At 69.2% G+C, this 22,442-nt stretch carries 24 protein-coding genes; 12 read left to right on the forward strand and 12 right to left on the reverse strand.

The features are described 5' to 3' along the window. Positions 1 to 7: 7 nt before the first annotated feature. Genes ACWGE0_RS16840 through ACWGE0_RS16850 form a run of 3 tightly spaced genes read left to right on the forward strand, consistent with a single transcriptional unit; the run spans position 8 to position 4,151 of the window. Entirely contained in the window at positions 8 to 718 is a 711-nt protein-coding gene (locus ACWGE0_RS16840; RefSeq protein ID WP_452261788.1) for an ATP-binding cassette domain-containing protein, read from the forward strand. Continuing rightward, on the forward strand, positions 715 to 1,347 hold the full coding sequence (locus ACWGE0_RS16845) for a hypothetical protein (RefSeq protein WP_452261789.1): 633 nt from the start codon (positions 715 to 717) through the stop codon (positions 1,345 to 1,347). The genes ACWGE0_RS16840 and ACWGE0_RS16845 overlap by 4 nt, the downstream gene beginning before the upstream one ends. Continuing rightward, positions 1,347 to 4,151 carry a BTAD domain-containing putative transcriptional regulator gene (locus tag ACWGE0_RS16850; RefSeq protein ID WP_452261790.1) on the forward strand — a complete coding sequence of 935 codons (2,805 nt, stop codon included), beginning with the start codon at positions 1,347 to 1,349 and terminating at the stop codon, positions 4,149 to 4,151. The genes ACWGE0_RS16845 and ACWGE0_RS16850 overlap by 1 nt, the downstream gene beginning before the upstream one ends. Here ACWGE0_RS16850 and ACWGE0_RS16855 read toward each other — a convergent pair. The 3 genes from ACWGE0_RS16855 to ACWGE0_RS16865 form a co-directional block, all read right to left on the reverse strand. Next, entirely contained in the window at positions 4,071 to 5,375 is a 1,305-nt protein-coding gene (locus tag ACWGE0_RS16855) for an FAD-dependent monooxygenase (RefSeq protein ID WP_452261791.1), read from the reverse strand. The two genes, ACWGE0_RS16850 and ACWGE0_RS16855, sit on opposite strands and share 81 nt — an antisense overlap. An 82-nt stretch (positions 5,376 to 5,457) precedes the next feature. Beyond that, positions 5,458 to 6,975: a flagellar basal body protein FliL gene (locus tag ACWGE0_RS16860; RefSeq protein ID WP_452261792.1), complete on the reverse strand. Its 1,518-nt coding sequence runs from the start codon at positions 6,973 to 6,975 to the stop codon at positions 5,458 to 5,460. Next, complete coding sequence (locus ACWGE0_RS16865) at positions 6,972 to 7,424, reverse strand: hypothetical protein (protein ID WP_319966571.1); 453 nt, start codon at positions 7,422 to 7,424, stop codon at positions 6,972 to 6,974. The genes ACWGE0_RS16860 and ACWGE0_RS16865 overlap by 4 nt, the downstream gene beginning before the upstream one ends. A gap of 17 nt (positions 7,425 to 7,441) precedes the next feature. Between ACWGE0_RS16865 and ACWGE0_RS16870 the strand changes: the two genes are divergently transcribed. The 3 genes from ACWGE0_RS16870 to ACWGE0_RS16880 all read left to right on the forward strand — a co-directional run bounded on the left by ACWGE0_RS16870 (position 7,442) and on the right by ACWGE0_RS16880 (position 11,244). Continuing rightward, entirely contained in the window at positions 7,442 to 8,251 is an 810-nt protein-coding gene (locus ACWGE0_RS16870; RefSeq protein WP_452261793.1) for an SIR2 family NAD-dependent protein deacylase, read from the forward strand. 9 nt (positions 8,252 to 8,260) lie between these two features. Continuing rightward, positions 8,261 to 9,775, forward strand: coding sequence for a class I adenylate-forming enzyme family protein (locus ACWGE0_RS16875; RefSeq protein ID WP_452261794.1), 1,515 nt, complete (start codon positions 8,261 to 8,263; stop codon positions 9,773 to 9,775). A 155-nt stretch (positions 9,776 to 9,930) separates the two neighbouring features. Next, positions 9,931 to 11,244, forward strand: coding sequence for an NlpC/P60 family protein (locus ACWGE0_RS16880; RefSeq protein WP_452261795.1), 1,314 nt, complete (start codon positions 9,931 to 9,933; stop codon positions 11,242 to 11,244). Here ACWGE0_RS16880 and ACWGE0_RS16885 read toward each other — a convergent pair. The 3 genes from ACWGE0_RS16885 to ACWGE0_RS16895 form a co-directional block, all read right to left on the reverse strand. Next, complete coding sequence (locus ACWGE0_RS16885) at positions 11,216 to 12,814, reverse strand: hypothetical protein (protein ID WP_452261796.1); 1,599 nt, start codon at positions 12,812 to 12,814, stop codon at positions 11,216 to 11,218. The genes ACWGE0_RS16880 and ACWGE0_RS16885 overlap by 29 nt on opposite strands. 66 nt (positions 12,815 to 12,880) lie before the next feature. Then, positions 12,881 to 13,312, reverse strand: a complete 432-nt coding sequence (locus tag ACWGE0_RS16890; protein WP_452261797.1) for a PLAT/LH2 domain-containing protein — start codon at positions 13,310 to 13,312, stop codon at positions 12,881 to 12,883. A 91-nt stretch (positions 13,313 to 13,403) separates the two neighbouring features. Next, the gene (locus ACWGE0_RS16895) at positions 13,404 to 13,877 is read right to left on the reverse strand and encodes a GNAT family N-acetyltransferase (RefSeq protein WP_452261798.1); all 474 of its coding nucleotides are present in this window, start codon (positions 13,875 to 13,877) and stop codon (positions 13,404 to 13,406) included. Positions 13,878 to 13,924: 47 nt separating this feature from the next. On the opposite strand from ACWGE0_RS16895, the gene ACWGE0_RS16900 reads away from it, so the two are divergent. Next, on the forward strand, positions 13,925 to 14,452 hold the full coding sequence (locus ACWGE0_RS16900; RefSeq protein ID WP_452261799.1) for a TetR/AcrR family transcriptional regulator: 528 nt from the start codon (positions 13,925 to 13,927) through the stop codon (positions 14,450 to 14,452). Between the two features lie 9 nt (positions 14,453 to 14,461). Further along, positions 14,462 to 15,103: an epimerase gene (locus ACWGE0_RS16905; RefSeq protein WP_452261800.1), complete on the forward strand. Its 642-nt coding sequence runs from the start codon at positions 14,462 to 14,464 to the stop codon at positions 15,101 to 15,103. Positions 15,104 to 15,166: 63 nt separating this feature from the next. Here ACWGE0_RS16905 and ACWGE0_RS16910 read toward each other — a convergent pair whose 3' ends face one another. The 3 genes from ACWGE0_RS16910 to ACWGE0_RS16920 all read right to left on the reverse strand — a co-directional run bounded on the left by ACWGE0_RS16910 (position 15,167) and on the right by ACWGE0_RS16920 (position 17,247). Next, complete coding sequence (locus ACWGE0_RS16910; RefSeq protein WP_452261801.1) at positions 15,167 to 15,724, reverse strand: cysteine hydrolase family protein; 558 nt, start codon at positions 15,722 to 15,724, stop codon at positions 15,167 to 15,169. 75 nt (positions 15,725 to 15,799) lie between these two features. Continuing rightward, positions 15,800 to 16,702 (reverse strand): GlxA family transcriptional regulator, encoded by a 903-nt coding sequence (locus ACWGE0_RS16915; protein WP_452261802.1) that lies wholly within the window; start codon positions 16,700 to 16,702, stop codon positions 15,800 to 15,802. Further along, positions 16,699 to 17,247, reverse strand: coding sequence for a cysteine hydrolase family protein (locus ACWGE0_RS16920; RefSeq protein ID WP_452261803.1), 549 nt, complete (start codon positions 17,245 to 17,247; stop codon positions 16,699 to 16,701). The genes ACWGE0_RS16915 and ACWGE0_RS16920 overlap by 4 nt, the downstream gene beginning before the upstream one ends. Before the next feature lie 90 nt (positions 17,248 to 17,337). Between ACWGE0_RS16920 and ACWGE0_RS16925 the strand changes: the two genes are divergently transcribed. Continuing rightward, entirely contained in the window at positions 17,338 to 18,246 is a 909-nt protein-coding gene (locus ACWGE0_RS16925; protein WP_452261804.1) for a hypothetical protein, read from the forward strand. Here ACWGE0_RS16925 and ACWGE0_RS16930 read toward each other — a convergent pair. Continuing rightward, a complete protein-coding gene (locus tag ACWGE0_RS16930; protein WP_452261805.1) occupies positions 18,243 to 18,584 on the reverse strand; it encodes a DUF2203 domain-containing protein in 342 nt (113 codons plus the stop codon). The genes ACWGE0_RS16925 and ACWGE0_RS16930 overlap by 4 nt on opposite strands. Before the next feature lie 27 nt (positions 18,585 to 18,611). On the opposite strand from ACWGE0_RS16930, the gene ACWGE0_RS16935 reads away from it, so the two are divergent. After that, positions 18,612 to 19,484 (forward strand): aldo/keto reductase, encoded by an 873-nt coding sequence (locus tag ACWGE0_RS16935; RefSeq protein ID WP_452261806.1) that lies wholly within the window; start codon positions 18,612 to 18,614, stop codon positions 19,482 to 19,484. Here ACWGE0_RS16935 and ACWGE0_RS16940 read toward each other — a convergent pair. Both ACWGE0_RS16940 and ACWGE0_RS16945 read right to left on the reverse strand, forming a co-directional pair. Then, positions 19,471 to 20,214 carry an ABC transporter permease gene (locus ACWGE0_RS16940; protein WP_452261807.1) on the reverse strand — a complete coding sequence of 248 codons (744 nt, stop codon included), beginning with the start codon at positions 20,212 to 20,214 and terminating at the stop codon, positions 19,471 to 19,473. The two genes, ACWGE0_RS16935 and ACWGE0_RS16940, sit on opposite strands and share 14 nt — an antisense overlap. Further along, positions 20,211 to 21,119, reverse strand: coding sequence for an ATP-binding cassette domain-containing protein (locus tag ACWGE0_RS16945; protein WP_452261808.1), 909 nt, complete (start codon positions 21,117 to 21,119; stop codon positions 20,211 to 20,213). Before ACWGE0_RS16945 ends, ACWGE0_RS16940 begins: the two co-directional genes overlap by 4 nt. Positions 21,120 to 21,198: 79 nt before the next feature. On the opposite strand from ACWGE0_RS16945, the gene ACWGE0_RS16950 reads away from it, so the two are divergent. Together ACWGE0_RS16950 and mobA are read left to right on the forward strand one after the other, a co-directional pair. Continuing rightward, positions 21,199 to 21,882 (forward strand): TetR/AcrR family transcriptional regulator, encoded by a 684-nt coding sequence (locus tag ACWGE0_RS16950; RefSeq protein WP_452261809.1) that lies wholly within the window; start codon positions 21,199 to 21,201, stop codon positions 21,880 to 21,882. Next, entirely contained in the window at positions 21,879 to 22,409 is a 531-nt protein-coding gene (mobA, locus tag ACWGE0_RS16955; RefSeq protein ID WP_452261810.1) for a molybdenum cofactor guanylyltransferase, read from the forward strand. The genes ACWGE0_RS16950 and mobA overlap by 4 nt, the downstream gene beginning before the upstream one ends. Positions 22,410 to 22,442 lie beyond the last annotated feature (33 nt).

The following is a 22,442-nucleotide window of genomic DNA, read 5'->3' on the forward strand; positions in this document are numbered from 1 at the left end:
TGGCGTGGTGCTCCTCGATCAGGTTTCCAAGCGTTACGGGCGCGGGCCCTGGGTGCTGCGCGACCTCACGCTGGAAGTCACCGGATTGACCGTGCTGACCGGCGCCAACGGCACCGGCAAGTCGACGCTGCTCAAGATCGCCGCCGGGGTGCTCAAGCCCTCCTCCGGGCGCGTGGTCCGGCCCGCGTCGGTCGGTTATGTGCCGGAGCGGTTTCCGTCTGACGTCAAGATGTCTGCTTCGTCCTACTTGGCGCACATGGGCCGGATTCGGCGTGCTGCCGCCAACGACGTGCTGGAGCGGCTGGGGTTCGTCGGGTCGATGACGGCGCCGATGTCGGAGCTGTCCAAGGGCAACGCGCAGAAGGTCGCGCTGGCGCAGGCGTTTCTGGCTACCGACGTGCTGGTGCTCGACGAGCCGTGGACCGGGCTCGACCCCACGGCGTCGGACGAGCTGGTGTCGTTGCTGGAGGGACGGACGGCGCTGGTGTCCGATCACGAGGGGCATCTGGCGTCGGCGACTCGGGTGGATCTCGCCGGTGGGCACGTGACGATCGAGCTCAGCCGGGTGGTGGGGCTGGACGCCTTGGAGGCGTTGGACGGCGTGCGGTCCGTGTTGTCGCGCGGGTCGTCGGCTCGGGTGGTGGTGGCGCCGGACCGGAGTGACCATGTGCTGGCAGAGGCGTTGCGGCTCGGATGTTCGGTGCGGAGCGTGCGGTGATCTCCCTGGTGCGGTACCTCGCGGCTGATGTCTTTCGGGGGCAACGGTATTTGGCGCCCCTGCTGGTGTTCCTCGGCGTGATGGGGATGTTGTTCTCCAGCGATGCCGGGCAGCCGTTGGAGGCTTATTCGGGTTCTTCGGCGTTGCTCTACCCGATCACGGCGTGGATGGCTGTGGTGGTGGCGACTTCCGAGGACGTCGTGCGGCGCGAGATCACCGTGGTGTCGGCCGGTGGGTGGTCGCGGGTGCTGACGGCGGCTGCTCTGGTCGCGGTGACGATCGCGCTGGCGATGGCGTTGCTGGCGGCGGTGTGGCCGGTGGTCACCAACCCGCACCCGTACACGGTCGGCGAATTTTTTGTCGGACTCGTCGCGCATACTGTTGTTGCGTTGCTGGGCGTCGGTGTGGGATTGATGTTCGCGCGGCCGGTGTTCGACTCCATCGGCCGGACGGTGCTCGCGGTGTTCTCGGTTGTGGTGCTGACGTATCCGCTCGGGCGGGGTACTCCGCTCGGATGGGTGCTGGACGCGTTGGGGCACAACCAGTTCTCGCTGTCCGTGCTGTGGGCCGGGATGTTCGGGGTCGCGCTGGTGGCGGCCGCTGTCGTGGTGGGCGTGCGGCGGGCCTGATGCGTGTCAACGTTCTCGGGCCGCTTCAGGTCCTCGTCGACGGCGCGTCGGTCGAGGTGCGCGGGAAACGGCTGCGGTGGTTGCTGATCCGGCTGGCGATGGAACCCGGCCGGGTGGTCGCCGCCGAGCGGTTGATCGCGGATCTGTGGGCTGACGAACCACCTGTCGACGGGCCTGCTTCCCTGCAGTCGCTGGTGTCGCGGCTGCGACGGACGCTGGGTGCGTCGGTGGTGTCGTCGCACGCGTTGGGGTACCGGCTGGAGGCGTCGACCGACGTCGAGGAGTTCTCGCGGACGCGCAGCGCGGCGTTGTGGCGCGGGGCGGCGTTCGAGGACGCGCCGTTCGCGGTGGACGAGGCGGTGCGGCTGGCGTTGTTGCGCGACGACCTGGCCGGGCTGGAGGCTTTGGCTTCCGCGCATCCGTTGCGGGAGGACGTGCAGGCGCGGCTGATGCTGGCCCTGCACGCGGCTGGTCGCCGGTCGGACGCGTTGGGCGTTTTCGAACGGGTCCGGGGTGCGCTGGCCGACGAGCTGGGCGTGGATCCCGGCGAGGCCTTGGCTTCCGCGCATGTGACGGTGTTGCGGGAGCGTTCGGTTCGCGGGAACCTGCCGGCGGCGGTGGGGTCGTTCGTCGGACGGGACGCGGATCTGGCCCGGTTGGCCGAGTTGTTGCGGGACAACCGGTTGGTGACGCTGACCGGATTCGGCGGGGTGGGGAAGACCCGGCTGGCGCTGACCTGTGCGGCCGCGGTGCCGGAGGCGTGGTTCGTCGAGCTGGACTCCGCCGCTGATCCGCTGGCCGTTCTGGATGCCGCGCTGGGGCCGAATCCGCTGGCGACGCCGGTGTTCTCGCGGTTGGGGTCGTCGTTGGTGGTGCTGGACAACTGCGAGCACGTGGTGTCGGCCGCGGCTTCTTTGTGCGAGCAGTTGCTGGCTTCGGCGCCCTCTGCGTCCGTGCTGGCCACCTCGCGGGAGCCGTTGGGGATTCCCGGCGAGGTCGTGTTCCCGGTGGCGCCGCTGGACCTGGATCACGCGGTGCGGTTGTTCGCCGCGCGGGTCGGCGTGGCGTTCGACGGTGCCGTGGTGCGGCGGGTTTGTGCTGCGCTGGACGGGATTCCGCTCGCGGTCGAACTGGCGGCGGCGCGGGCGCGGTCGTTGTCGGCGGCGCAGCTCGAGGCGCGGGTGGACAGCCGGTTGCGGCTGCTGGACCGGGGCGCGCGGACCGGGCCGCTGCGGCATCGGACGCTGCGGGCGGTGATCGACTGGAGCTGGGAGCTGCTGGACGACGCCGAGCGGGTGCTGCTGGCGCGGCTGGCCGTTTTCGTGGGCGGGGCGACGGCCGCGGCCGTGCATTCCGTGTGCGGGGCAGGCTCGCGCAGGGGTACCCCCTTGCTGGGAACCCCTGCGTTTCAACGTACTCAGGACCCCCGACAAGATCAGGATCCCCGGCCAGGCCAGGATCTCTGGGACACCGAGGACCTGCTGGCCGCGTTGGTCGAGAAGTCGCTGGTCGTGCGGGTGGGGGAGCGGTACCGGCTGCTGGAGACCGTGCGTGAGTACGCGTTGGAGCAGAACGAGGCCGATCCCGCCAGGCACGCGGCCTACTACGTGGCGTTGGCCGAGCAGAACGAACCGTTGTTGCGTGGGCCGCGGCAGTTGGAAGCACTGAGAGTTTTCGACGCGGAACGGGCCAACCTCGACGCGGCGCAGGCGTGGGCGATCAGGAACGATGTCGGGCTCGCTCGCCGGATGATGGCCGCCCGTACGTGGCACTGGCTGGTGATGACCAAGCGGTTCGAGGAGATCCGCCGGTGGGCGCCGCTCACGCCGGACGACCCGTTGTCGCAGGTGCTGGCCTCGCTCGGTACGTCGGACGCCCTCGCCGCGGTCGAACGGCTCTGGCAGGAGGACGTGCCCACGGCGTTGTGCGCGTTGATGCTGACCAGCGGGACGGTGTGGGGTGAGGCCGAGCTGGGTCTTCGGCTCACACAGCTCGCGGATCGGCTGGAGCAGTCGCCGGACGAGTGGATGCGGGCCTTCTCGGCGCTCATCCGGGGCGTGGTGGCGGGCGAGTTCAGCGACGGCGCGGCGCCGCGAGCGGAGGCGGCATATAGGGAGGCACTGGAGCGGTTCCGGGCGGTGGGCGATCGGTGGGCCGTGGTGTTCGGGCTGTCGTGCCTGGTCATGGTGCTGATGAACCGGGGTGCGTTCGCCGAGGGGTTCCAGGCCGTCTCCGAGGCCAGGCAGGTGGCCGCCGAACTGGGCGAGCCGGATACCGTGCTGGTGCCGATGTCGGTGCTGATGCAGACCGCGCGGATCAAGCTCAGGCTGGGAGATCTGGCCGGGGCCCGTGCCGACCTGGAGCTGGTGCCGCCGCCGCAGCTCGAACTGGACCGGGCGCGGATCGCGCAGGCCTACGGCGAGGTGGCGTACTTCCACGGCGACTTCGAGGAAGCCGTCCAGCTCTACCAGCAGGCCCTCACCGGCACGGAGGGTTCGCCGGCGAGCCAGTTCAAGGCGACCGTCCACGCCGGACTCGGGCTGGCGCTGACCCGCCTCGGACGGCTGCACCAGGCGGGCGAGGAGCACGAGAAAGCGCTCGACACCGTCAAGGAAAGCGCGGACGGGCCCGCCCGCGCGATGGTGCTGGAGTGGTACGCGGACTGGCTGCTCGCCCAGGGCGACCCGGTGAGCGCCGGGAACGCCCTGGACGAGGCGGAGAGGCTACGCGGCGGTCCGAGCAGCGACCCGATGGTGGTGCAGTTGCGTGACCGGATTCGCGCCGAAGTAGGCGTCGATCGCTGACCGGCCGATCGCGGCGACGTAGCCGTCCGGGCGGACCAGCACCGGGCCGTCGGGGAAGTCCAGCGTCACGAAGTCGGGTCCGCGCAGCAGGTCGAACACGCGGCCCTGGTCGGTGAGCCCGTCGGGCATCCGGTCACCCGCCCGCAGCCCCGGCCCGTCCTCGGTCCGGTACGACAACGAGAGCTGCAGCGTCTCGTCACCGCGGCGTTCGAACGGGTTGCCGGACATCATGATCTGGGTCGTCATCCCGAGCAGCCACTCCGCGACGGGCTTGCGTTCGGACTCGTAGGTGTCGAGCAACGTCTCCATCGCGAGCTTCCAGCCCAGGTTGTAGGCGTCCTGGATGCCGGTGTTCATGCCCTGCGCGCCAGCGGGGGAGTGCACGTGCGCCGCGTCGCCCGCGAGGAACACCCGGCCCACCCGGAACCTGTCGACCATGCGGATGTTGGTGCGGTACAACGACATCCACGTCGCGTCGTGCAGCACGACGTCGTCCAGGCCGGTGCGTTCGCGGATGATCTGCTGGTACAGCTCGAAAGAGGGTTCGCCGGCGCCGGTCGCCTGGAACTGGAAGAGGTCGGTGCCGGGCAACGGGCACAGGGCGAGCCACTGGTCGGCGCGGCCTCCCCAGCTGTGCCAGTGGTCGCGGTCCAGCCCGGAGACCCGGACGTCGCCGACGAGCATCCGCATGTCTTCGCGTGTCTCGCCGATGAACTGCACGCCGAGATGCTTGCGCACGAACGACTTCCCGCCGTCGCAGCCGACCAGGTACTTCACCCGCACGGTCTCCGAGCCGACAACCGCGGTGATGCCGTCGTCGTCCTGGAAGAACGACGTCAGCGGCGTGCCGTACTCGATGGTCCCGGCGGGCAGCGCGTCCCGCAGAATCTGTTCGACCCGGAACTGCGGGATGAGCATGGTGCGCGCGTACGGGCGCTCGGCCGTGGGGTGGCGGCCCTCGTGGACGTCCCACTCCTTCACCACCTCGCGGCCGTTGTAGGCGCGCATGGTCATGTCGAGCCGGCCGGACGCCAGGACGGGCTCGATGACGCCCAGGTCGTGGAAGACCTCCATGCTGCGCGGCTGCAGGCCCTTGCCGCGCGAGCCGGCGAACGGAGCGGGCGAGGCGTCGACGATGCGAAACGGGACGCCGCGGCGGGAGAGGTCGAGTGCCAGGGTGAGGCCGGTCGGGCCGGCGCCGATGATCAGAACCTGAGTGTCCATGACCCAGAGAGTCGGCCCGTGAACTGCCACGGCCCTGTCACCGCGCTGTTGCGCGATGACAGGGCCGTGTGACGTGCGAAAACTACTTCTTGAGCAGCTCGATCAGCGCGTCGACGTCCTTGGGCTCGAAGCCGCGGAACACCGTCAGCGCCAGCTCGTAGTAGGAGCGGATGGGGCTCACGTACCACTTGCCGTCGACCTCGGTGGACACCACGCCGACACCGGTCTTCATGACCGACGCCGCCACCCGGCCGATGACCTCGACCGCGGCGGTCGGGATCTTGCTCTTGCCCTGCTGCTGCAGGAGCTGCGTGATGTCGTCCGCGCAGAGCTTCTGCGAACCCTGGCCGGGCACGTCGGCGGCGTAGCAGTCACCGTCGCGAGTGATCGTGACGGTCTCGCCCTCGGCGGTCACCGACAGCTTCTTGACCGTGACCTGCTTGCCGCCGGTGACGTCCTTGACGTCGGTCTCCAGCGCGTTCAGCTTGGCGCCGGTCGGCTTGACCGTGCCCGCCTGCTCCAGCAGCAGCGGCCCGAGGTCCTGCAGCACACCGGCCTCGTCCGGCGGCAGCAGCGAGATGACCTTCTTCAGGTCACCGTCCAGCGCGGCGTTGACCAGCTCCTTCGCCGCGTCCTCCGCGGAGCCCGCACCCTGCGGCGCGAAGCCCTGCTGCGGCCACTTGAGCTTCTCCTCCTCCAGACCGACGTTGGCGATCGTGTAGAAGGCGCTCGGGTACCACTTGTCGCCGACCTTGATCGACGCGATGCCGATCGGGGTGCCGCGCTTCTGGACCTCGGCGGTGATGTCCCAGGTCTTCGTCTCGGACTTGGTGAGGCTGACCTTGTCGCCGATCGCGTCCATCAGCTTGTCGGTCAGCGGGACCTTCGAGATGTCCGAGGTGACCGTGATCTTGCCCTCGACCAGCTTGTTGATGGTGAGGTGGTCGTTGATCTTCTCGGCCTTGGCCTCGTCGAACTTGATGTTCTCGCTCTTGAACTCGACGCCCGACATCTTGTTCGGGTCGGCCTCGGGCTTCAGGATCTCGAGACGCTTCATCTCCTTCGTCATCGAGTCCATGTAGTCCTTCGACAACGCGGCCTCGGCCGGTGCCAGCGACGCCATGATGCCGACGACGTCACCGCTGCCGAGCTGCTCGATGAGGTTCTTCGCCGCGACGGCCGGGGTGTCCTGGCCCGCGTTCGCCGCCGGGTCGGACTTCTTCAGCGCGAAGAACGTGACACCGCCGCCGATGAGGAGCAGCACGGCGACCACGGCCGTGATGACCAGGCCGGTGCGCTTCTTCTTCGGCGGCTCGCCGCCCATCGGGGCGTAGCCGAACGGCTGCTGCTCGAAGCCCTGCTGCGGAAAGCCCTGGGGCCCGGTCTGCGGGTAGCCCTGCTGGGGGAAGCCCTGCGGTCCGGTCTGCGGGTAACCGCCCTGCTGCGGGTAGCCACCCGGCTGCTGCTGCGGGTAACCCTGCGGCCCGCCCTGCTGGTAGCCGCCCTGTTGCTGCGGGTAGCCGCCCTGCTGGGGCTGCTGCTGCCCGTACGGGTTGTTCTGCGGCTGCCACTGGCCGCCGCCACCACCTGGGTAGCTCACGGATTCCCTCCTGGAAGTATCACTGCGCTGCGCCTTTTGGCGGTGAGCACCGTGATCGCCCCCACGATCGTCAGTACGGCACCGGCAAGAGTCGTCACTGGTCCGGCGATGCTGATTCCGACCAATGCACCCTTGCTATCCCCTTGGACTGCGGCTAGTAGCGCCACGGTTCCACTGATCGTGCCAAAGAGAAGTCCAACGCATGCGGCAAACCGACGAAATCGGACCACGAACAGGGCCACCGCGATCATGGCGAGGGGCGTCAGACCCACCCAGATCGACGTCACGACGCTGCCCGCCACCCCGTCCAACCCGGCGAGATCACGCAGCGAAAGCACTTCGTAACTGTCCCTCGTGGTCGATCCGGATTTCAGCCAGGGAAGGAAAGTCCCGGCGATGGAAGTGACGAGGCCCACTGCCGCGATCGCGGCTCCCACTGCACTGCGCACCGGGCTAGTGTGAACCGATGCCCTCCGACGCGTGCAAAGCGGCACGGGCGCTGGTCGCGTCCGCGCACCGGATCACGGTGCTGACGGGCGCTGGAGTCTCCACCGATTCGGGCATCCCGGACTTCCGGGGACCGGACGGGCTGTGGACCCGCGACGCCGACGCGGGCAAGCTCGCCTCCCTGGACGCCTATCTGGCCGATCCCGAACTGCGCAGGCTCGCCTGGCGGACGCGGCTGGACAGTCCCGTGTGGACGGCCAAGCCCAACGCGGCGCACAAGGCGTTGGTGGAACTGGAACGATCCGGCCGGTTGCGCACCGTCGTCACCCAGAACATCGACGGCCTGCACCAGAAAGCCGGCTCCGATCCACATCGCGTGCTGGAGCTGCACGGCACGTTGCACGCGACCGTGTGCCTCGGATGTGGTGCCACGGGCCCGATGCGGGACGCGTTGAAGCGCGTCGCCGGCGGTGAGCAGGAGCCGGACTGCCCGCGCTGCCGGGGAATCCTCAAGTCCGCCACGATCTCGTTCGGGCAGGAGCTCGACGCCGAGATCCTGCGCCGTGCCCGGCTCGCCGCTCTGGACTGCGACGTGCTGCTGGTGGCCGGCACGTCGCTCTCGGTACAACCCGCCTCGGGGCTCGTGCCGCTGGCCGCCCGCGCGGGCGCCGAGGTGATCATCTGCAACGCCGAGCCGACGCCGTACGACTCGCTGGCGGCCGTTGTGCTGCACGAACCCGTCGGTGAGGTGCTGCCCGACCTCAGCTCCGTTCCTCCATCCGGGGGAGGGCGATTCTCGTCCTGGGGAGATCCGAGCACCTGGTCGTAGGGTCGGACCATGCGCGTACCGCTGATCACCACGGACTTCCTGGACCGGGCGTCGTTCGCGTTCGGGGCGACGACCGCGACCATCGACGAACCCGACCAGCCTGCCAAACCGGTCGACACGACGACGTACGCGGAGATGGCGACCCGCGTGCGCGCGTGGCAGGCCGGGTTCGACGCTCTGGGCATCGGCGAGGGCGAGCGGGTCGCCGTCGTCAGCCACAACTCGGCGCGGATGCTGGAGCTGCTGCACGCGTTGCCCGGCAGCGGGCGCATCTGCGTGCCGGTGAACTTCCGCCTGCGGCCCGACGAGGTGAAGTTCATCGTCGAGCACAGCGGTGCGTCGGCGCTGTTCGTCGACCCGGAACTGTCGCTGGACGACGTGACGGCGCGGCACCGGTTCACGCTGGGCGAGGAGTCGGAGGCGCTGCTTCGGTTCGACGTGGACCCACGGCCGTGGAGCGCGCCCTCGGAGGACGCGACGGCGACCATCAACTACACGTCCGGCACCACCGCGCGACCTAAGGGCGTGCAGCTGACGCACCGCAACATCTGGCTGAACGCCGTCACGTTCGCCATGCACACACGTGCGTGGGAGGGCGACGTCTACATGCACGTCCTGCCGATGTTCCACTGCAACGGCTGGGGCATGCCGTTCGGTCTGGCCGGCCTGGGTGTGCCGCAAGTGGTGCTGCGCAAGGTGGACGGCGCCGAGATCCTCCGCCGTGTGCGCGACCACGGCGTGACGCTGATGTGTGGTGCACCGGCCGTGTGGAACGCCGTGCTGGACGCCGCCGCTGAGTGGGACGGCGAGATCCCCGGCCGTGACCGCGTGCGGATCGTCTGCGCCGGTGCGCCGCCGCCCTCGCGCACGATCCAGCGCGTGACCGAAGAGCTCGGGTGGGAGTTCCTGCAGATCTACGGCCTCACCGAGACGGCACCGCTGCTCACCTTCAACCGCGCCCAGCCCGGCCCTTCCGGCGAGGAAAAGGCGAAGAAGCAGTCACGGGCGGGCGCACCGGCGTTGGGCGCGCAGTTGAAGATCTCCAACACCGGCGAGGTGCTCGCACGGTCGAACGTGGTCATGGAGGGCTACTGGGAGAACCCGGAGTCGACCGCGGACGCCATCGAGGACGGCTGGTTCCGCACCGGCGACGGCGGCTACTTCGACGACGACGGCTACCTGACGATCTCGGACCGCAAGAAGGACGTGATCATCACCGGCGGCGAGAACGTCTCGTCCATCGAGGTCGAGGACTGCCTGTTCTCGCACCCTGCCGTCGCCGAGGTCGCGGTGATCGGCGTGCCCCACGAGAAGTGGGGTGAAACGATCAAGGCGTTGGTCGTGACCTCCGACGACGTCACCGAGGCCGAGCTGATCAAGCACTGCAAGGAGCGGCTCGCCGGGTACAAGGCGCCGACGTCGATCGAGTTCCGCGACTCGATCCCGCGCACGGCGACCGGCAAGATCCAGAAGTTCAAGCTCCGCGAGCCGTACTGGGCGGGCAGGGACCGCGGCGTGAACTAGTCCGGCACTAGGCCATCCCGGCGACACGCCGGACTTCGATCGTCCCAAAAGGACCACAGCGCGTGTTCCACTGTGACACGTGTGGCTGACGGTGCGTTAGTTCCGGATGCGCCGAATGAGTCTGATTGGTCTAATGCGGTCGGAGGTGATGTCCGGTGTTGACACGATTCTCCGCCGTGGTGGTGCTGATGTCCGCTGTCCTCACGGGGACGGCCAACGCCGTGCCGCCGCCTCCGCCGAACCCGAGCGACGCCGAGATCTCGGCGTCGCGGGCAGAGGCAGACGCGAAGGCGGCCCGCGTGGGCGAGCTGACGGGCCGGCTGACGCAGGCTGAGTCACGCCTGCAGGAGCTGATGGACGAGGTCTCGTACAAACGCGAGCTCGCCAACAAGGCCCGCGTGGACCTGGAAACCGCGATCTCGGAGGCCGAAGCCGCCCGTCGTGAGGCTTCCGCCGCGCGCGTCGAGGCCGACGCGGCTTCCGCGGCCGTCGAAAAGAGCCGCCGCGAGCTGGACGAGTTCGCGGCGGCCTCGTACGCGCAGGGCACCACCGTCGGCTCGTTCTCCGCGTACATCGGCGCCAAGTCGCCAGAGGACCTGCTGGCCCGCGCCCAGATGCTCGAGGCCGTGTCGTCGTCCAGCCTGAACCGGCTGGACCAGGTGACTCGCGACCAGGGCGCCGCCGCGAACCTCGACTCCGCAGCCCGCGCCGCGCTGAACAAGGCCGAGGCCAAGCAGGCGGCCGCCGACGAGGCCAAGAAGGTCGCCGAACAGGCCCAGCAGGTCGCTGTGGACGCGCACACCGCGCAGGCCAGCGCGACCACGCAGCTCCAGTCCGACAAGGACGCCGTCGAACGCGAGCTGAACGCCGCGCGCGGTCAGGTCAACGGACTGGAAGCGCAACGCCAGCAGTACGACAACTGGGTCGACGCGAAAAAGCGCGAAGAAGAAGAGAACGCCCGCCGTGCCGCCGCCGAAGCAGCAGCCGCCGCGGCCGCAGCCGCACCGGCACCTCGTCGTCCCGCCCCTGCCGCCGCTCCGGCCCCGTCCGGCAACCGCGTGCAGACCGTCATCAACCGCGCGCTGGCACAGCGCGGCGTCATCTACGCATGGGGCGGCGGCAACTACAACGGCCCGACGTACGGCGTGCGCGACGGTGGCGTGGCCGACTCGTACGGCGACTTCCGCAAGATCGGTTTCGACTGCTCCGGCCTGATGATGTACGCCTTCGCGGGTGCCGGCGTGTACCTGCCGCACTACAGCGGCTACCAGTACAACTCCGGCCGCAAGGTGCCGCTTTCGCAGATGGCGCCCGGCGACATGATCTTCTGGGGTCCGGGCGGCGGCACGCACGTGGCGTTGTACCTGGGCGGCGGGATGATGGTGGAGGCGCCGCATTCCGGTGCTGTGGTGCGGATTTCTCCGGTGCGGTACGGCGGCATCATGCCGTACGTGACTCGCATGCTTTGACCACGCCGAGCGCCATCGCCCTGAGCACTTCGTCATTGCCTGTCATCTGAGCGGCCAGCCGCTCCAGCACGCCTGGGTCGAGCCGGACCAACGCCGCGGCAAGGCCCTGCCATGCCTGGTACGGGTACGCGTCCGGCCGGACGGCGCGCAGCTCCCGTTGCGCCCGGTTCAGCACGGCTTTCGCATCGGCGGGGTCCCAGATCGCCAGGTTGGTGGCGATCTTGATCAGGACCTCGACGACGTCGACGCGCCGCCAATCGTCGTCCGGCCGGATCACGACGCGGTCGAGTGTCTTCAAGGCCGCGGCAGGATCGATGTCGGAGAGCGAGCGGGCTGCTCGCAAGAGGACAGCCTCGGCCCTGGATTCGTACCGCTTGCCCTGCGCGAGTACCTGGTCCACGAGTTGCACCGCCATGGCAGGGTCGGCGTCCGCCAGCAAGCCGGCGAACACGCACCAGTCGTCCGGCGCGCGCTGTTTCGAGGTCGCATCGATGATGAGACGAGCGGCTCGCCTGCTCAGCTCCGGATCCAGGTTCGCGGAAGCGGTAGCGACCTCACCGAGCAACCTGTACGACTCGGGTGAGTTGCCGTTGCCGGCGCGGTGGGAGTCCGCGACGCGCATCGCGTCGTCCAGCCACTGCAGCGCCTGGCCTCGGTTGGTCGTGGCGATCTCCTTGGCCATGGCGGTGAGAGCGGCGACCCGATGGCCGAGATCGGTGATCCTGGCCGCGATGGCCTCGGCCCGGTACAGATCCACGGCGGCAGCGGCGATGGCGAGATTCCTGCGCTTGGCGTCCAGCTTGGCATCGCTGACGCGGAGGGCCTGGAAGTAGTGATCGAACAGCACGAGTGCGTAGTCGCGGTTCGTGACGTCCTTCAGCTCCGCGGACAGGATGTAGTCCGATGTCCAATAGCCGGCGGAGATCTTCCGGAGGATCGCGATGGCGCGGTCCAGGTCGACGGCGGCCACCTGGTCCGCGATGCGGCGCAGTGGTCGATCCTGGGCGCCGTCCTTGGCGATCTTCAGGGCGGTGCGCTCGGCGAGGTCGGCCAGGCGGGCGAAGTCCTGCGGGTTGTCGGGGTGGCGGGCGGCCGCGAGCCAGGCCAGGGCGTCGAGGTCGAATTCCTGCCGCTCGTCGATGTCGCGCACGAGGAGAGCGGTGCGCTCGGGAGAAGTGCGGGACAGCGCGAGGGCGAGCACGGCCAACAACCAGATGTCGCTGGTGCGCTCGTCCAGGAGCGGCTCGACCATCCGGCTCGCGCGCTCGGGATCGCGAGAGGCGATCAGGACGGCTATCACCACCTTGGCTTCTGCGGCCTCGGCGGAGTCTGGTGCCTGTGCGAGGACCTGCTCAGCGCGCTCTACGTCGGTCTCGAAGACCTCATCGGCGATGCGGAGCAGGGTTTTCGTCTTGATCTCGTCGTCGGTGATCGAGTTCGCGATCCGCACGGCGAGGTCGACGAATGGCTCGGGAGGTGCCGGCGCCGCGTGGATGTGCACCGCGCCGACCTGAGTCACCGGGCCGGCAACACTTCCCGAAACCTCGTTGCGCACCCACTCGTCCGACATGGCGTCCAGCATGTCATCACGCCGAGAGCCCGGTGGCCCGCTTGACGCGGACCACCGGGACGGTGCTCAGGCTGCGCCGAGTCGCAGCGGGCTCGCCTGCGTGGTGCGGCTGCGGAGCCAGTTGCGGTACGGGTGGACGGTCACGCCGTCCGGGCCGCGCAGGACGGCCTCGTCCAGGCACCAGTGCGGGCTGTCGCCCTTGTTGTCGAACGCGAGGTCCAGCGAGGTGATCGGCCCGAGGCCCGACAACGTGAAGTTGTAGACGTCGGTCCGGCCGCGCTCCCGGTCGTCGCCGGGGTTGTCGAGGTTGATCCAGGTGGAGGAGATGCTGCCGTTCAGGCGCACCTCGACCCTGGCGTCGGTGCCCGCGTCCTCGACGTTGCAGGTCCGGAGCTCGAGCTGGTACTGGGCAGGCGCGGCCTGCGCGGTGCCCATGCCCAAGGCGGCGGCGAGTGCGGCGGCGAACACGCCGACGATCGCAGGAGCTGTCATCCTCATGCCTTTGTTCCCCTCTGTTGGGTGGTGGTACGAGGGAGAAAGCTGCCAGCGGGCGATTGCACGACTGTGTGATGATGTTGAAATCCGCAGGTCAGAGGCTGCGTGCCCAGAGCTGGCCGACGACGTCGTGGCCGAAGCTGTGCTGGGGAGTCTCCTCGACGAGTTCGAACCCGTGCGCCTCGTAGATCTTCCTGGCGGACGTGAGGCCGTCGACCGTCCACAACACCATGCGCTCGTAGCCCACCTCACGCGCGAAGTCGATGCAGGTGCTGACGAGCTTGTTGCCCGCGCCGTGGCCACGGGCGTTGGGGTGCACGAGCAGCACGCGGAGCTTCGCTGTGGTGTCGGTTTCCTTCACACAGAACACGCATCCGACGCGTTGGCCGTCGAGTTCGGCGATCCAGGCCGCTTCTCTGGTGTCGTGGTCGGCCGCGTAGTCGCCGACGATCTTGGCGACGGTGGCCTCGAAACTCGTGTCCCAGCCGTGTTCGGCGGCGTAGAGCTCGCCGTGGGCCTGCACGACCCAGCCCAGGTCACCGGGCTGGTCGAGGGGGCGGATCCGCATGGTTGCCTCCACTGACACGACTGTTTCAGTAATGCGACAATAGCGCCATGCCGTCCGCGCGGGAGACCGAACTGCTGGAAGCCGCCTACCGGTACGTGCTCACGCACGGGCTGGCCGACGTGTCGTTGCGGCCGCTGGCGGCGGCGATCGGGTCCAGCACGCGCGTGTTGCTCTATCTGTTCGGCAGCAAGGACGGGCTGGTCCGGGCGTTGCTGGCGCGAGCTCGTGCGGACGAACTGGAGCTGCTCGCCGACATCGGGGCCGGGCCGGGGATGGTCGCACGGTTGTGGGAGTGGCTGGCCGCGCCGACGCATCGGCCGTTGCTGACGTTGTGGCTGGAGGCGTACGCGCGCTCTCTCGTGGAGCCTGACGGGCCGTGGGCGGGGTTCGCGCGCGCGACGGTGGAGGACTGGCTGGAGGTGCTCAAAGCCTCACAGCCTGCGGCCGTGCGCGAGACATCGGTGGGGCTTGCTCAGCGCACGCGGGACCTCGCGTTGTTGCGCGGTGCGTTGCTCGACCTGCTCGCGACGGGGGAGGTCGAGCGGGTGACGGCGGCCCTCAGCGCCCGCGACTAGGTTGGCGGGGTGAAGGTAGTGATATTCGGTGCGTCCGGAATGGTCGGTCAGGGTGCGCTGCGGGAGAGCCTGCTCGATCCCGCTGTGACATCGGTCGTGACGGTGGGGCGCTCGCCGCTGTCCGTCAGCGACCCCAAGTTGCGGCACGTCCTGCACGCGGACTTCGGTGATCTGTCCGCGATCGCGGGCGAGCTGGCCGACGCTGACGCGTGCTTCTACTGCATGGGTGTGACGTCGGCGGGTTTGAGCGAGGCCGAGTACACGCCCGTGACGCACGACTACGCGCTTGAGGCGGCGCGTGTTGTTGGTGGCACGTATGTGTACGTGTCGGGCGAGGGTGCCAACGCCGAGGGCAAAACCATGTGGGCGCGGGTGAAGGGGCGCACGGAGAACGAGTTGCTGGCGTTGGACCGGCCGGTGTTCGTGGTGCGGCCGGGGTTCATCCAGCCGCGGCACGGCATCACGTCGCGGACCCGGATCTACCGGTACCTCTACTCGTGGTCCGCGTGGCTCTTCCCGGTGCTGAAGAAGGTGGCGCCGAAGTTCGTCACGACCACCGAGCACCTCGGCCGCGCGATGGTGGCGCTGGCCAAGGGTGCGCACGCGCCGAGGTTGTTGCGCAGCGACGAGATCAACCGTCTGGCGGGGTGACGCGGAGGAGTGCGCCCGCACGTGCGGCGGCGAGCAGTTCGCCGCCGCAGCCGAGGCACCTGCTCACTCGGGCTTGAACGCGTCCTCGGTCTTCACCACACCCGCCGAACGGCCCGGCGCGGTGTGGTTCTCCCAGTAGAGGTTGGTGTGCGCGATGACCTTGTCCGGGGTGGGCGCGCCCCACTCGGACAGGTCCTCGGTGGTGTGCGCGTCGCTCACCAGCTTGGCGTCGTAGCCGCGCACGATCGCGCCGTGCAGCGTCGAGCGAATGCACTCGTCGGTCTGCGCGCCGGACACCACGAGGCTGCCGATGCCCTTGCCCGCCAGCACTTCCTCGAGGTCGGTCGCCTCGAACGAGTCGGCGTAGGTCTTGTGCACCACCGGTTCGCCGTCCGCGAGCTTGAGCTCGGGCACGAACTGCCAGCCGTCGGACTCCTTCGGCATGTGCTCGGGGTTGCTGTGCTGCACCCACACGACGTCGACGCCGGCCGCGCGGGCCTTGTCGACGAGAGTCGCCACGTTGGCAACGACTTCGTCGCGGTTGTGGGCGTGATTGACCACGCCGTTCTGCACGTCGATCACGAGCAACGCGGTGTTGGGGCGGTTCGCCAAAGTCGTCACGCGGGCCAGCTTATGCCTCGGTTTGCGCTGTGCAAGGGCACTGAAGTCGGGTGTGGACGGCCGCACGCGTGCGGCTCAGCGGGAACGCAGGCGGCGCAGCATTCTGGCGTCTTCGAAGCCGACGTTGCGGGCGGCCGTCTCAACGGTGGCGCCTTGGCCGATGAGGTGTTCGGCGCGTTCGACTCGTAGCGCTTGTTGGTACTTCAACGGCGTCATGCCCGTGGCGCGGCCGAACAGGCGTGTCACGGTTCGTTCGCTGCACCCGGCGGCCACCGCGAGTTCGGCCAGCGACAGGCGGTCCGTCAGGCGTGACTCGATGACGTCCTGGATGCGGTGCACGGTTTCGTTGACGTGCGAGCGGTGTCGCAGCAGCACACTGGCTTGTTGGTCGTCGCCGTTCCTGCGCGCGTAGACGACCATCGTGCGTGCGATGGCGGCGGCGACCAACGGGCCGTGGCGCACGGCTACCAGGTGCAGTGCCAGGTCGATGCCGCTTGCGATGCCGGCGGACGTCACGACGCGGTTGTCTTCCACGAACAGGACATCGCGCACGACCCGTGCGGCTGGGTAGCGCCGTGCTAGTTCGTCCTGCAGCTCGTGGTGTGTGGTGCAACGGCGGCCGTCGAGCAGGCCGGCACGCCCCAATATCTCTGCACCAGCACACACACTCGCTACCGTGCCGCCGTTGGTGTGGTGCGTGCGCAGCCACTCCAACGCCCGTGTGCTCAGCGGTCCGGTTCCGACGATTTTCGGCGAACGCCAGCCGGGTACGAACACGAGGTCGTGCACGTCTAGAGAGGGCAACGACGGGGACGTGCCCAGCGGCACGCCCTGATGGCTGAGCACGGAGTCCGAGTCGCCCACGTAGGACAGTTCGTAGCCGGCCAAGAGGTCGGCCGCGCTGGAGAACACCTGCGCCGGCCCCGCGAGGTCGAGCAGGTGCACTCCAGGGACGAGCAGGAAGACGACTCTGGTCACGATCCGGTCAGCGTAGCGACATCCGAGATCCGCGCGAACCGGCCCGCCAGCACGTACTCGGTGCGCTCGATGATCTCCTCAACGCCGAGGACCTTGCCGGTCCGCCAGTGCGGCAGCGGGGTGGTGGCGGTCGCGTCCGTCACGAACGTCATGTCGAACCCGAGGTCCGAGCCGACGCGTGTGGTCGTCTCGCAGCACTGCTCGGTCCGGATGCCGCTGATCAGCAGCTCGCGCACGCCGTGCTGGGTCAGCGTCTGCTGGAGGTTCGTCGTGGTGAACGCGTTGTGCGACGTCTTGGTCAGGATCTGCTCGTCGTCGAGCGGCTTGAGGCCGTCGATCAGCCGCACGTGCCCGAGCGCGGGGTCGAACACGTCGCCGGTGCCGGGCTCGGAGTGCAGCACCCACACCACGAGGTCGCCGGCGTCACGCGACATGTCGACCAGCTGGTTCACCTTGCCGACGACGTCCGGGTTGGACGTCTCCGCCCAGTTGGGGCGCTGGCGGAACGACTCCTGCACGTCGATGACGATCAATGCTCGCTTCATGACCACCAGCCTCGCCGTGAGCGACGCGGTGGAACAGGCACGCTCAGGACGAAGAGCGGACGGATCCGGTCACCGTGCGAAGATCGAGACGTGGACTTACGCGTGCTGGCGGGTGATCCCGCGGACCCGGAGCTCGGCGCCCTGGTGCCGGTGTCCGTGGGAGGGGACGACCTGGACGGGTACGCCGTGCCGTTCGTGCGGGTCACGAAAGGCGAGGTGCGCAGGCTCCTCGTGGGACATGCACGGACGGACGGCGCCCGGATCGACGTGGTGGTCCGGGCGGCGTGGCGGGAGGACGGCGGCTGGCACCGTGAGCCGTGGCCGGGAGACGACGTGTCCGAGCTGCTGAAGCACCCCGCCCACCTGATCCCCGAGGGCAGCACGAGGCCCGACCTCATTTCGAAGGCCGTCGCCGAGGGCTCGCGCAACGCGGTCGCGGAGCTGCGGGGGCTGCGCTACGAGATGGAACGTCAGGTCGCGGACCTGTTGGCCCAGCGCAAGAACACGGCGCTGCGGATGGTGATGGCCCAGCTCCTCGAGCTGTCGATCGCGTTCAGCCGCGCCCGCGACCAGGCCCGTGACACGCTCCGCGAGGTCAAGCTCCCAGCGATCACCCGGCACTGCGAGGCCATGGACGTCGAGCTCGGCGACGAGGTCACCCGGCTGCAGTCGTTGCTGAGCAGCGTCTCCACGTTCGCGGTCGCGCAGGAAGGTGAGGCGCAGCAACGGTTCAACATGCTCGCCGCCGCTGCGGCCGCCGGGCTCGGTCTGCCCGCCCTGATCCTGTCGCTCTACGGCGCCGACGACTACCTGCCGTTCACGTGGGACACGGCTTGGCGAGCACTGACGCCGATCGCGGGCGTGTTGACACTGGCGGCGGGGATCATCCTGCAGCGCATGCCGGGCCGCACCACCGCGAAGCACTACTTGATGGCGTTGGGGCTCATCGTGGGGCTGATCGGCGTGCTCGGGGTCGCGGGCTTGCTCGCGCCGGGTTAGAGCGGACGGCGGCCCGCGAACCCCAGATCGGCCCGGTGGTACCAGCCGAGTTCGCGATCGCCCTCCAGCCAGCACAGCAGCACCGGCACCCCGTCCATCGACGACGGGAAGTCGACCAGCAGCGGCGCGAAGCCCTTCAGCTCGGCGCCGGTCTGCTGGACGGAATCCATCAGCTCGTCGAGCCGGGCCTGCGCGGCCTTGAACTCCGGCAGGCCACCCAGCGACGAGGAACCGGCGGCGAGTTCGGCCGCGTCGGCGCGCAGGCGGACGATCTCGTGCAGCACCGGCAGCAGCCGGGTGAGTTCGGCCTTGGCTTCGTCGACGGTGAACAGATCCACGCCGCCCAGGCTGGCACAGTGGCGGGAATGACGTGGCGACTGGGTGACCTGACCGTGAACCGGATCGGCTTCGGCGCGATGCGGCTGCCGCAGCTGGGAGCCGCGCTGGACCCCAGGGCGACACCGCGGGACCGTGCGCAGGCCATCGGGGTGCTCAGGAGGGCGGTCGAGCTCGGCGTCAACCACATCGACACCGCCGCCTTCTACTTCTCCGCCACGAGGTCCGCCAACGAGCTGATCAACAGCGCGCTCTCGCCGTACCCGGAGGGCCTGGTGATCGTCACCAAGGTCGGGCCGAGCCGCACGCCGCAGGGGGAGTGGCTGCCGCTCGCGACGCCGGCCCAGCTGCGGGGGCAGGTCGAGGAGAACCTGCGGCAGCTCGGCCGCGACCACCTCGACGTGGTGAACCTGCGGGTCAGCGGGCTGGACGACGTCACCGGCCACTTCGAGCAGCTCGCGCGGCTGCGGCAGGACGGGCTGATCCGGCATCTCGGGCTGTCGAACGTCCGGCCGCACCACCTCGACCAGGCGCAACGGATCGCGGAGGTCGTGTGCGTGCAGAACTCGTACGGGCTCGGGCATCACCCGGAGCAGGACGAGTTCGTGGGCGTGTGCGGTGAACGCGGCGTCGCGTACGTGCCGTTCTTCGCGCTCACCGGGGCGGCGAAGGAGGCCGGTGGCCAGCAGGAGGACGACGAGGTCACCGAGATCGCGCACGCCCACGACGCCTCACCCGCGCAGGTGAGGCTGGCGTGGACGCTCGCGAGAGGTCCGCACGTGCTGGTCATCCCCGGCACCGGCGACCCGGAACACCTGGAGCAGAACGTCAAGTCGGGCGAACTCAGGCTCACCCCCGAGGAGCTCACCCGCCTCGACGCGCTGCACCTCAACGGCGGTTGATCCGGCTGAACAACCAGGTCGCCCAGCCGAAAGCCACCACCAGCAACCCGCCGGACCAGGCCAGCGCGAGCCAGCCGGAGGTGGCGGGCTGACCGTTCAGCAACGCCCGCACGGTCTCGATGACCGGCGTGATCGGCTGGTGCTCGCTGACCACCCGCAGCACCGCGGGCATCGTGTCGACGGGCACGAAAGCGCTGCTCAGGTACGGAATGAACAGCATGAAGAAGCCCAGCAGGCTCGCGGACTCCACGGTCCGCGCGATCACGCCGAAGCCCGCCGCGAGCCACGACAGCGCGAGCACGTAGAGCAGCAGCAGTCCCATCGCGAGGACCCACGAGCCGAGTGAGGCGGACGGCCGGAAACCCATCAGCAGAGCGACCAGCACGACGGCGAACGTGGCCACGGTGTTGCGGGCGATGGACGCGGTGACGTGGCCGGTCAGCACGGCGAAGCTGCCGATCGGCATCGAGCGGAAGCGGTCGATCACGCCCTTCTTCATGTCGTCGGCGACGGCCATGGACGTGGAGCTGGCGCCATAACCGGTGCACAGCACCAGGATGCCGGGCACCACGTAGTCCACATAGGACTCGATGTGCCTCATCGCGCCACCGAAGACGTACACGAACAGCGCCATCATCAGCACCGGCAGCATGATGGCCATGATCACGAGGTCGAGGTTGCGGCGGCTCAGCCGGATGCTGCGGCCGGCCATGGTCAGCGACGCGGTCATGCGGCCACCGCCGTCAACGAGGTGAAGACGTCGTCCAGGGTCGGCCGGTGCGTGGACACCCGCAGCACGCTCACCCGTGCCGCCAGCAGGTCGTCCAGCGCCTGGTGCAGATGGGTCGCGCTGCCGTCGGACGGCACGCTCAACATCGACTCGTCGACCACGCCGCCGACCACGGCCTGAGCGCGCGATGCGTCCTCGGCAGAACCGAAGTAGAGGTCCAGCCGGGTGCCGCCGACCGAGTTCTTCAACGCGTCCGCGGTGCCGTCCGCGACGACGTCCCCGTTGTGCAGCACCACGATCCGGTCGGCGAGGCGGTCGGCCTCCTCCAGGTACTGGGTGGTGAGGAAGATCGTCACGCCGTCGCGCACCAGGTCGCCGATCGCGTTCCACATCGTCGTGCGGCTCACCGGGTCGAGACCGGTCGTCGGCTCGTCCAGGAACAGCAGCCGCGGCTGCGCGACCAGGCTCATCGCCAGGTCCAGCCGCCGCCGCATGCCGCCGGAGTAGGTGCGCACCCGCCGATCCGCCGCGTCGACCAGGTCGAACCGTTCCAGCAGCTCAACGGCCCTGGCGCGAGCGGAACCACGGGCGAACCGGCGCAGCCGCGCGATCATGACCAGGTTCTCGCGGCCCGTCTGCTCCTCGTCCACGGCCGCGTACTGCCCGGTCAGGCTGATCGCCCCGCGAACCGAGGACGCGGCGCTCACCACGTCGAACCCGCACACCCGCGCGGAACCGCCATCAGGCCTGGTCAGCGTGCTCAGAATGCGGATCGCGGTCGTCTTGCCCGCCCCGTTCGGCCCCAGCAGGGCCAGCACCGACCCCTCCGCCACCTTCAGGTCCAGGCCCCTGAGCACGGTCTGCGAGCCGTATCTCTTCGTGAGCCCGTCTGTCTCGATGATCATCGAACCCCCTCTTTTATGCGTACCTCATACGCAATACCTGAATGAGCGTATGGCATACGCATCTGTTTGACTAGAGGGTGTGAAAAGAGGGCGCAAGCCGTCCATCGACGCCGCCGACATCACGCGGGCCGCCATCGCGGTCGCGGACGCCGAGGGCCTCGCCGCCGTGTCGATGGCACGCGTCGCGCAAGAGCTGGGCAACGCCACGATGGCCCTCTACCGGCACGTGAAGAGCAAGGACGAACTGCTCGCGCTGATGGGCGACGCCGCCGTGGAGGACCCGCCCGCGCTCCCGGACGGCGACTGGCGCGAAAGGCTGGCGTTCTGGGCGAAAGCGCTGTTGGTGGCGATCCGCAAGCGCCCGTGGTTCCTGCAGATCCCGATCACCGGGCCGCCGACGGGAGCGAGGAGCCTCGCGTGGTTCGACAGCGCGCTCGGCGCACTCCGGGGCGCCCCGCTCGAAGCGGGGGAGAAGGTGGGCATCGTGATGGGCCTGGTCACCTTCGTGCACGGCGAGGCGAGGGTGAGCGGCACGCTGGAGCAAGGGTTCGAGGACGACCCGGCGGCGTTCGGCAGCCGGTACGGCGAGGCGCTGCGCGAGCTCGTCGACCCGCGCCGGATGCCCGCGCTGGCCGAGCTCGTCGAGTCCGGTGTGTTCGACTACGACGGCCCGTACGACGCCGATGAGGTCGAGACGGAGTTCGCCTTCGGCCTGCACCTGTTCCTCGAGGGCATCGCGGCGCACATCAGGGGGCGCGAGTGACGTACGCGGCGATCATCCTCACCGGCGGCAGGGGCGAGCGGCTCGGTGGCGTCGACAAGGCCGCACTGTCCTACCGGGAAGCGACCCTGCTCGACCACGTGCTGTCCGTTGTGGACGACGCGGCCGAGATCGTCGTCGTGGGGCCGGAGAAAGACCTTCCCGGCGTCACCTGGGCCCGCGAGGACCCACCCGGCGGCGGCCCGCTCGCCGGACTGGCCGCGGGTCTGGCGAAGATCACCGAGGACTGGGTGGCGGTCCTGGCCGTCGATCAACCCGGCCTCACCAGGGACACCATCGCGAGGCTCAGGGCAGCGGGCGCCAACGCCGTGCTCAAGGACGACCGCACGCAGTGGCTGATCGGCGTCTGGAACGCGGCCGACCTGCGCGAAGCCCTCCCCGAAGATCCACGCGACCTGCCGCTGCGCAAGACTCTCCAGCGGCTCGACCCGGTAGAAGTGTCCGCTTTGCCCGGTGAGGCGCGCGACGTCGACACCCCCGCCGACCTGGACACCCTTCACAGCGGTTGAACAGGCGACGAGCAAGACTGTTCCACTATCGGT

The organism is Lentzea sp. NPDC054927 (genome assembly GCF_053610285.1).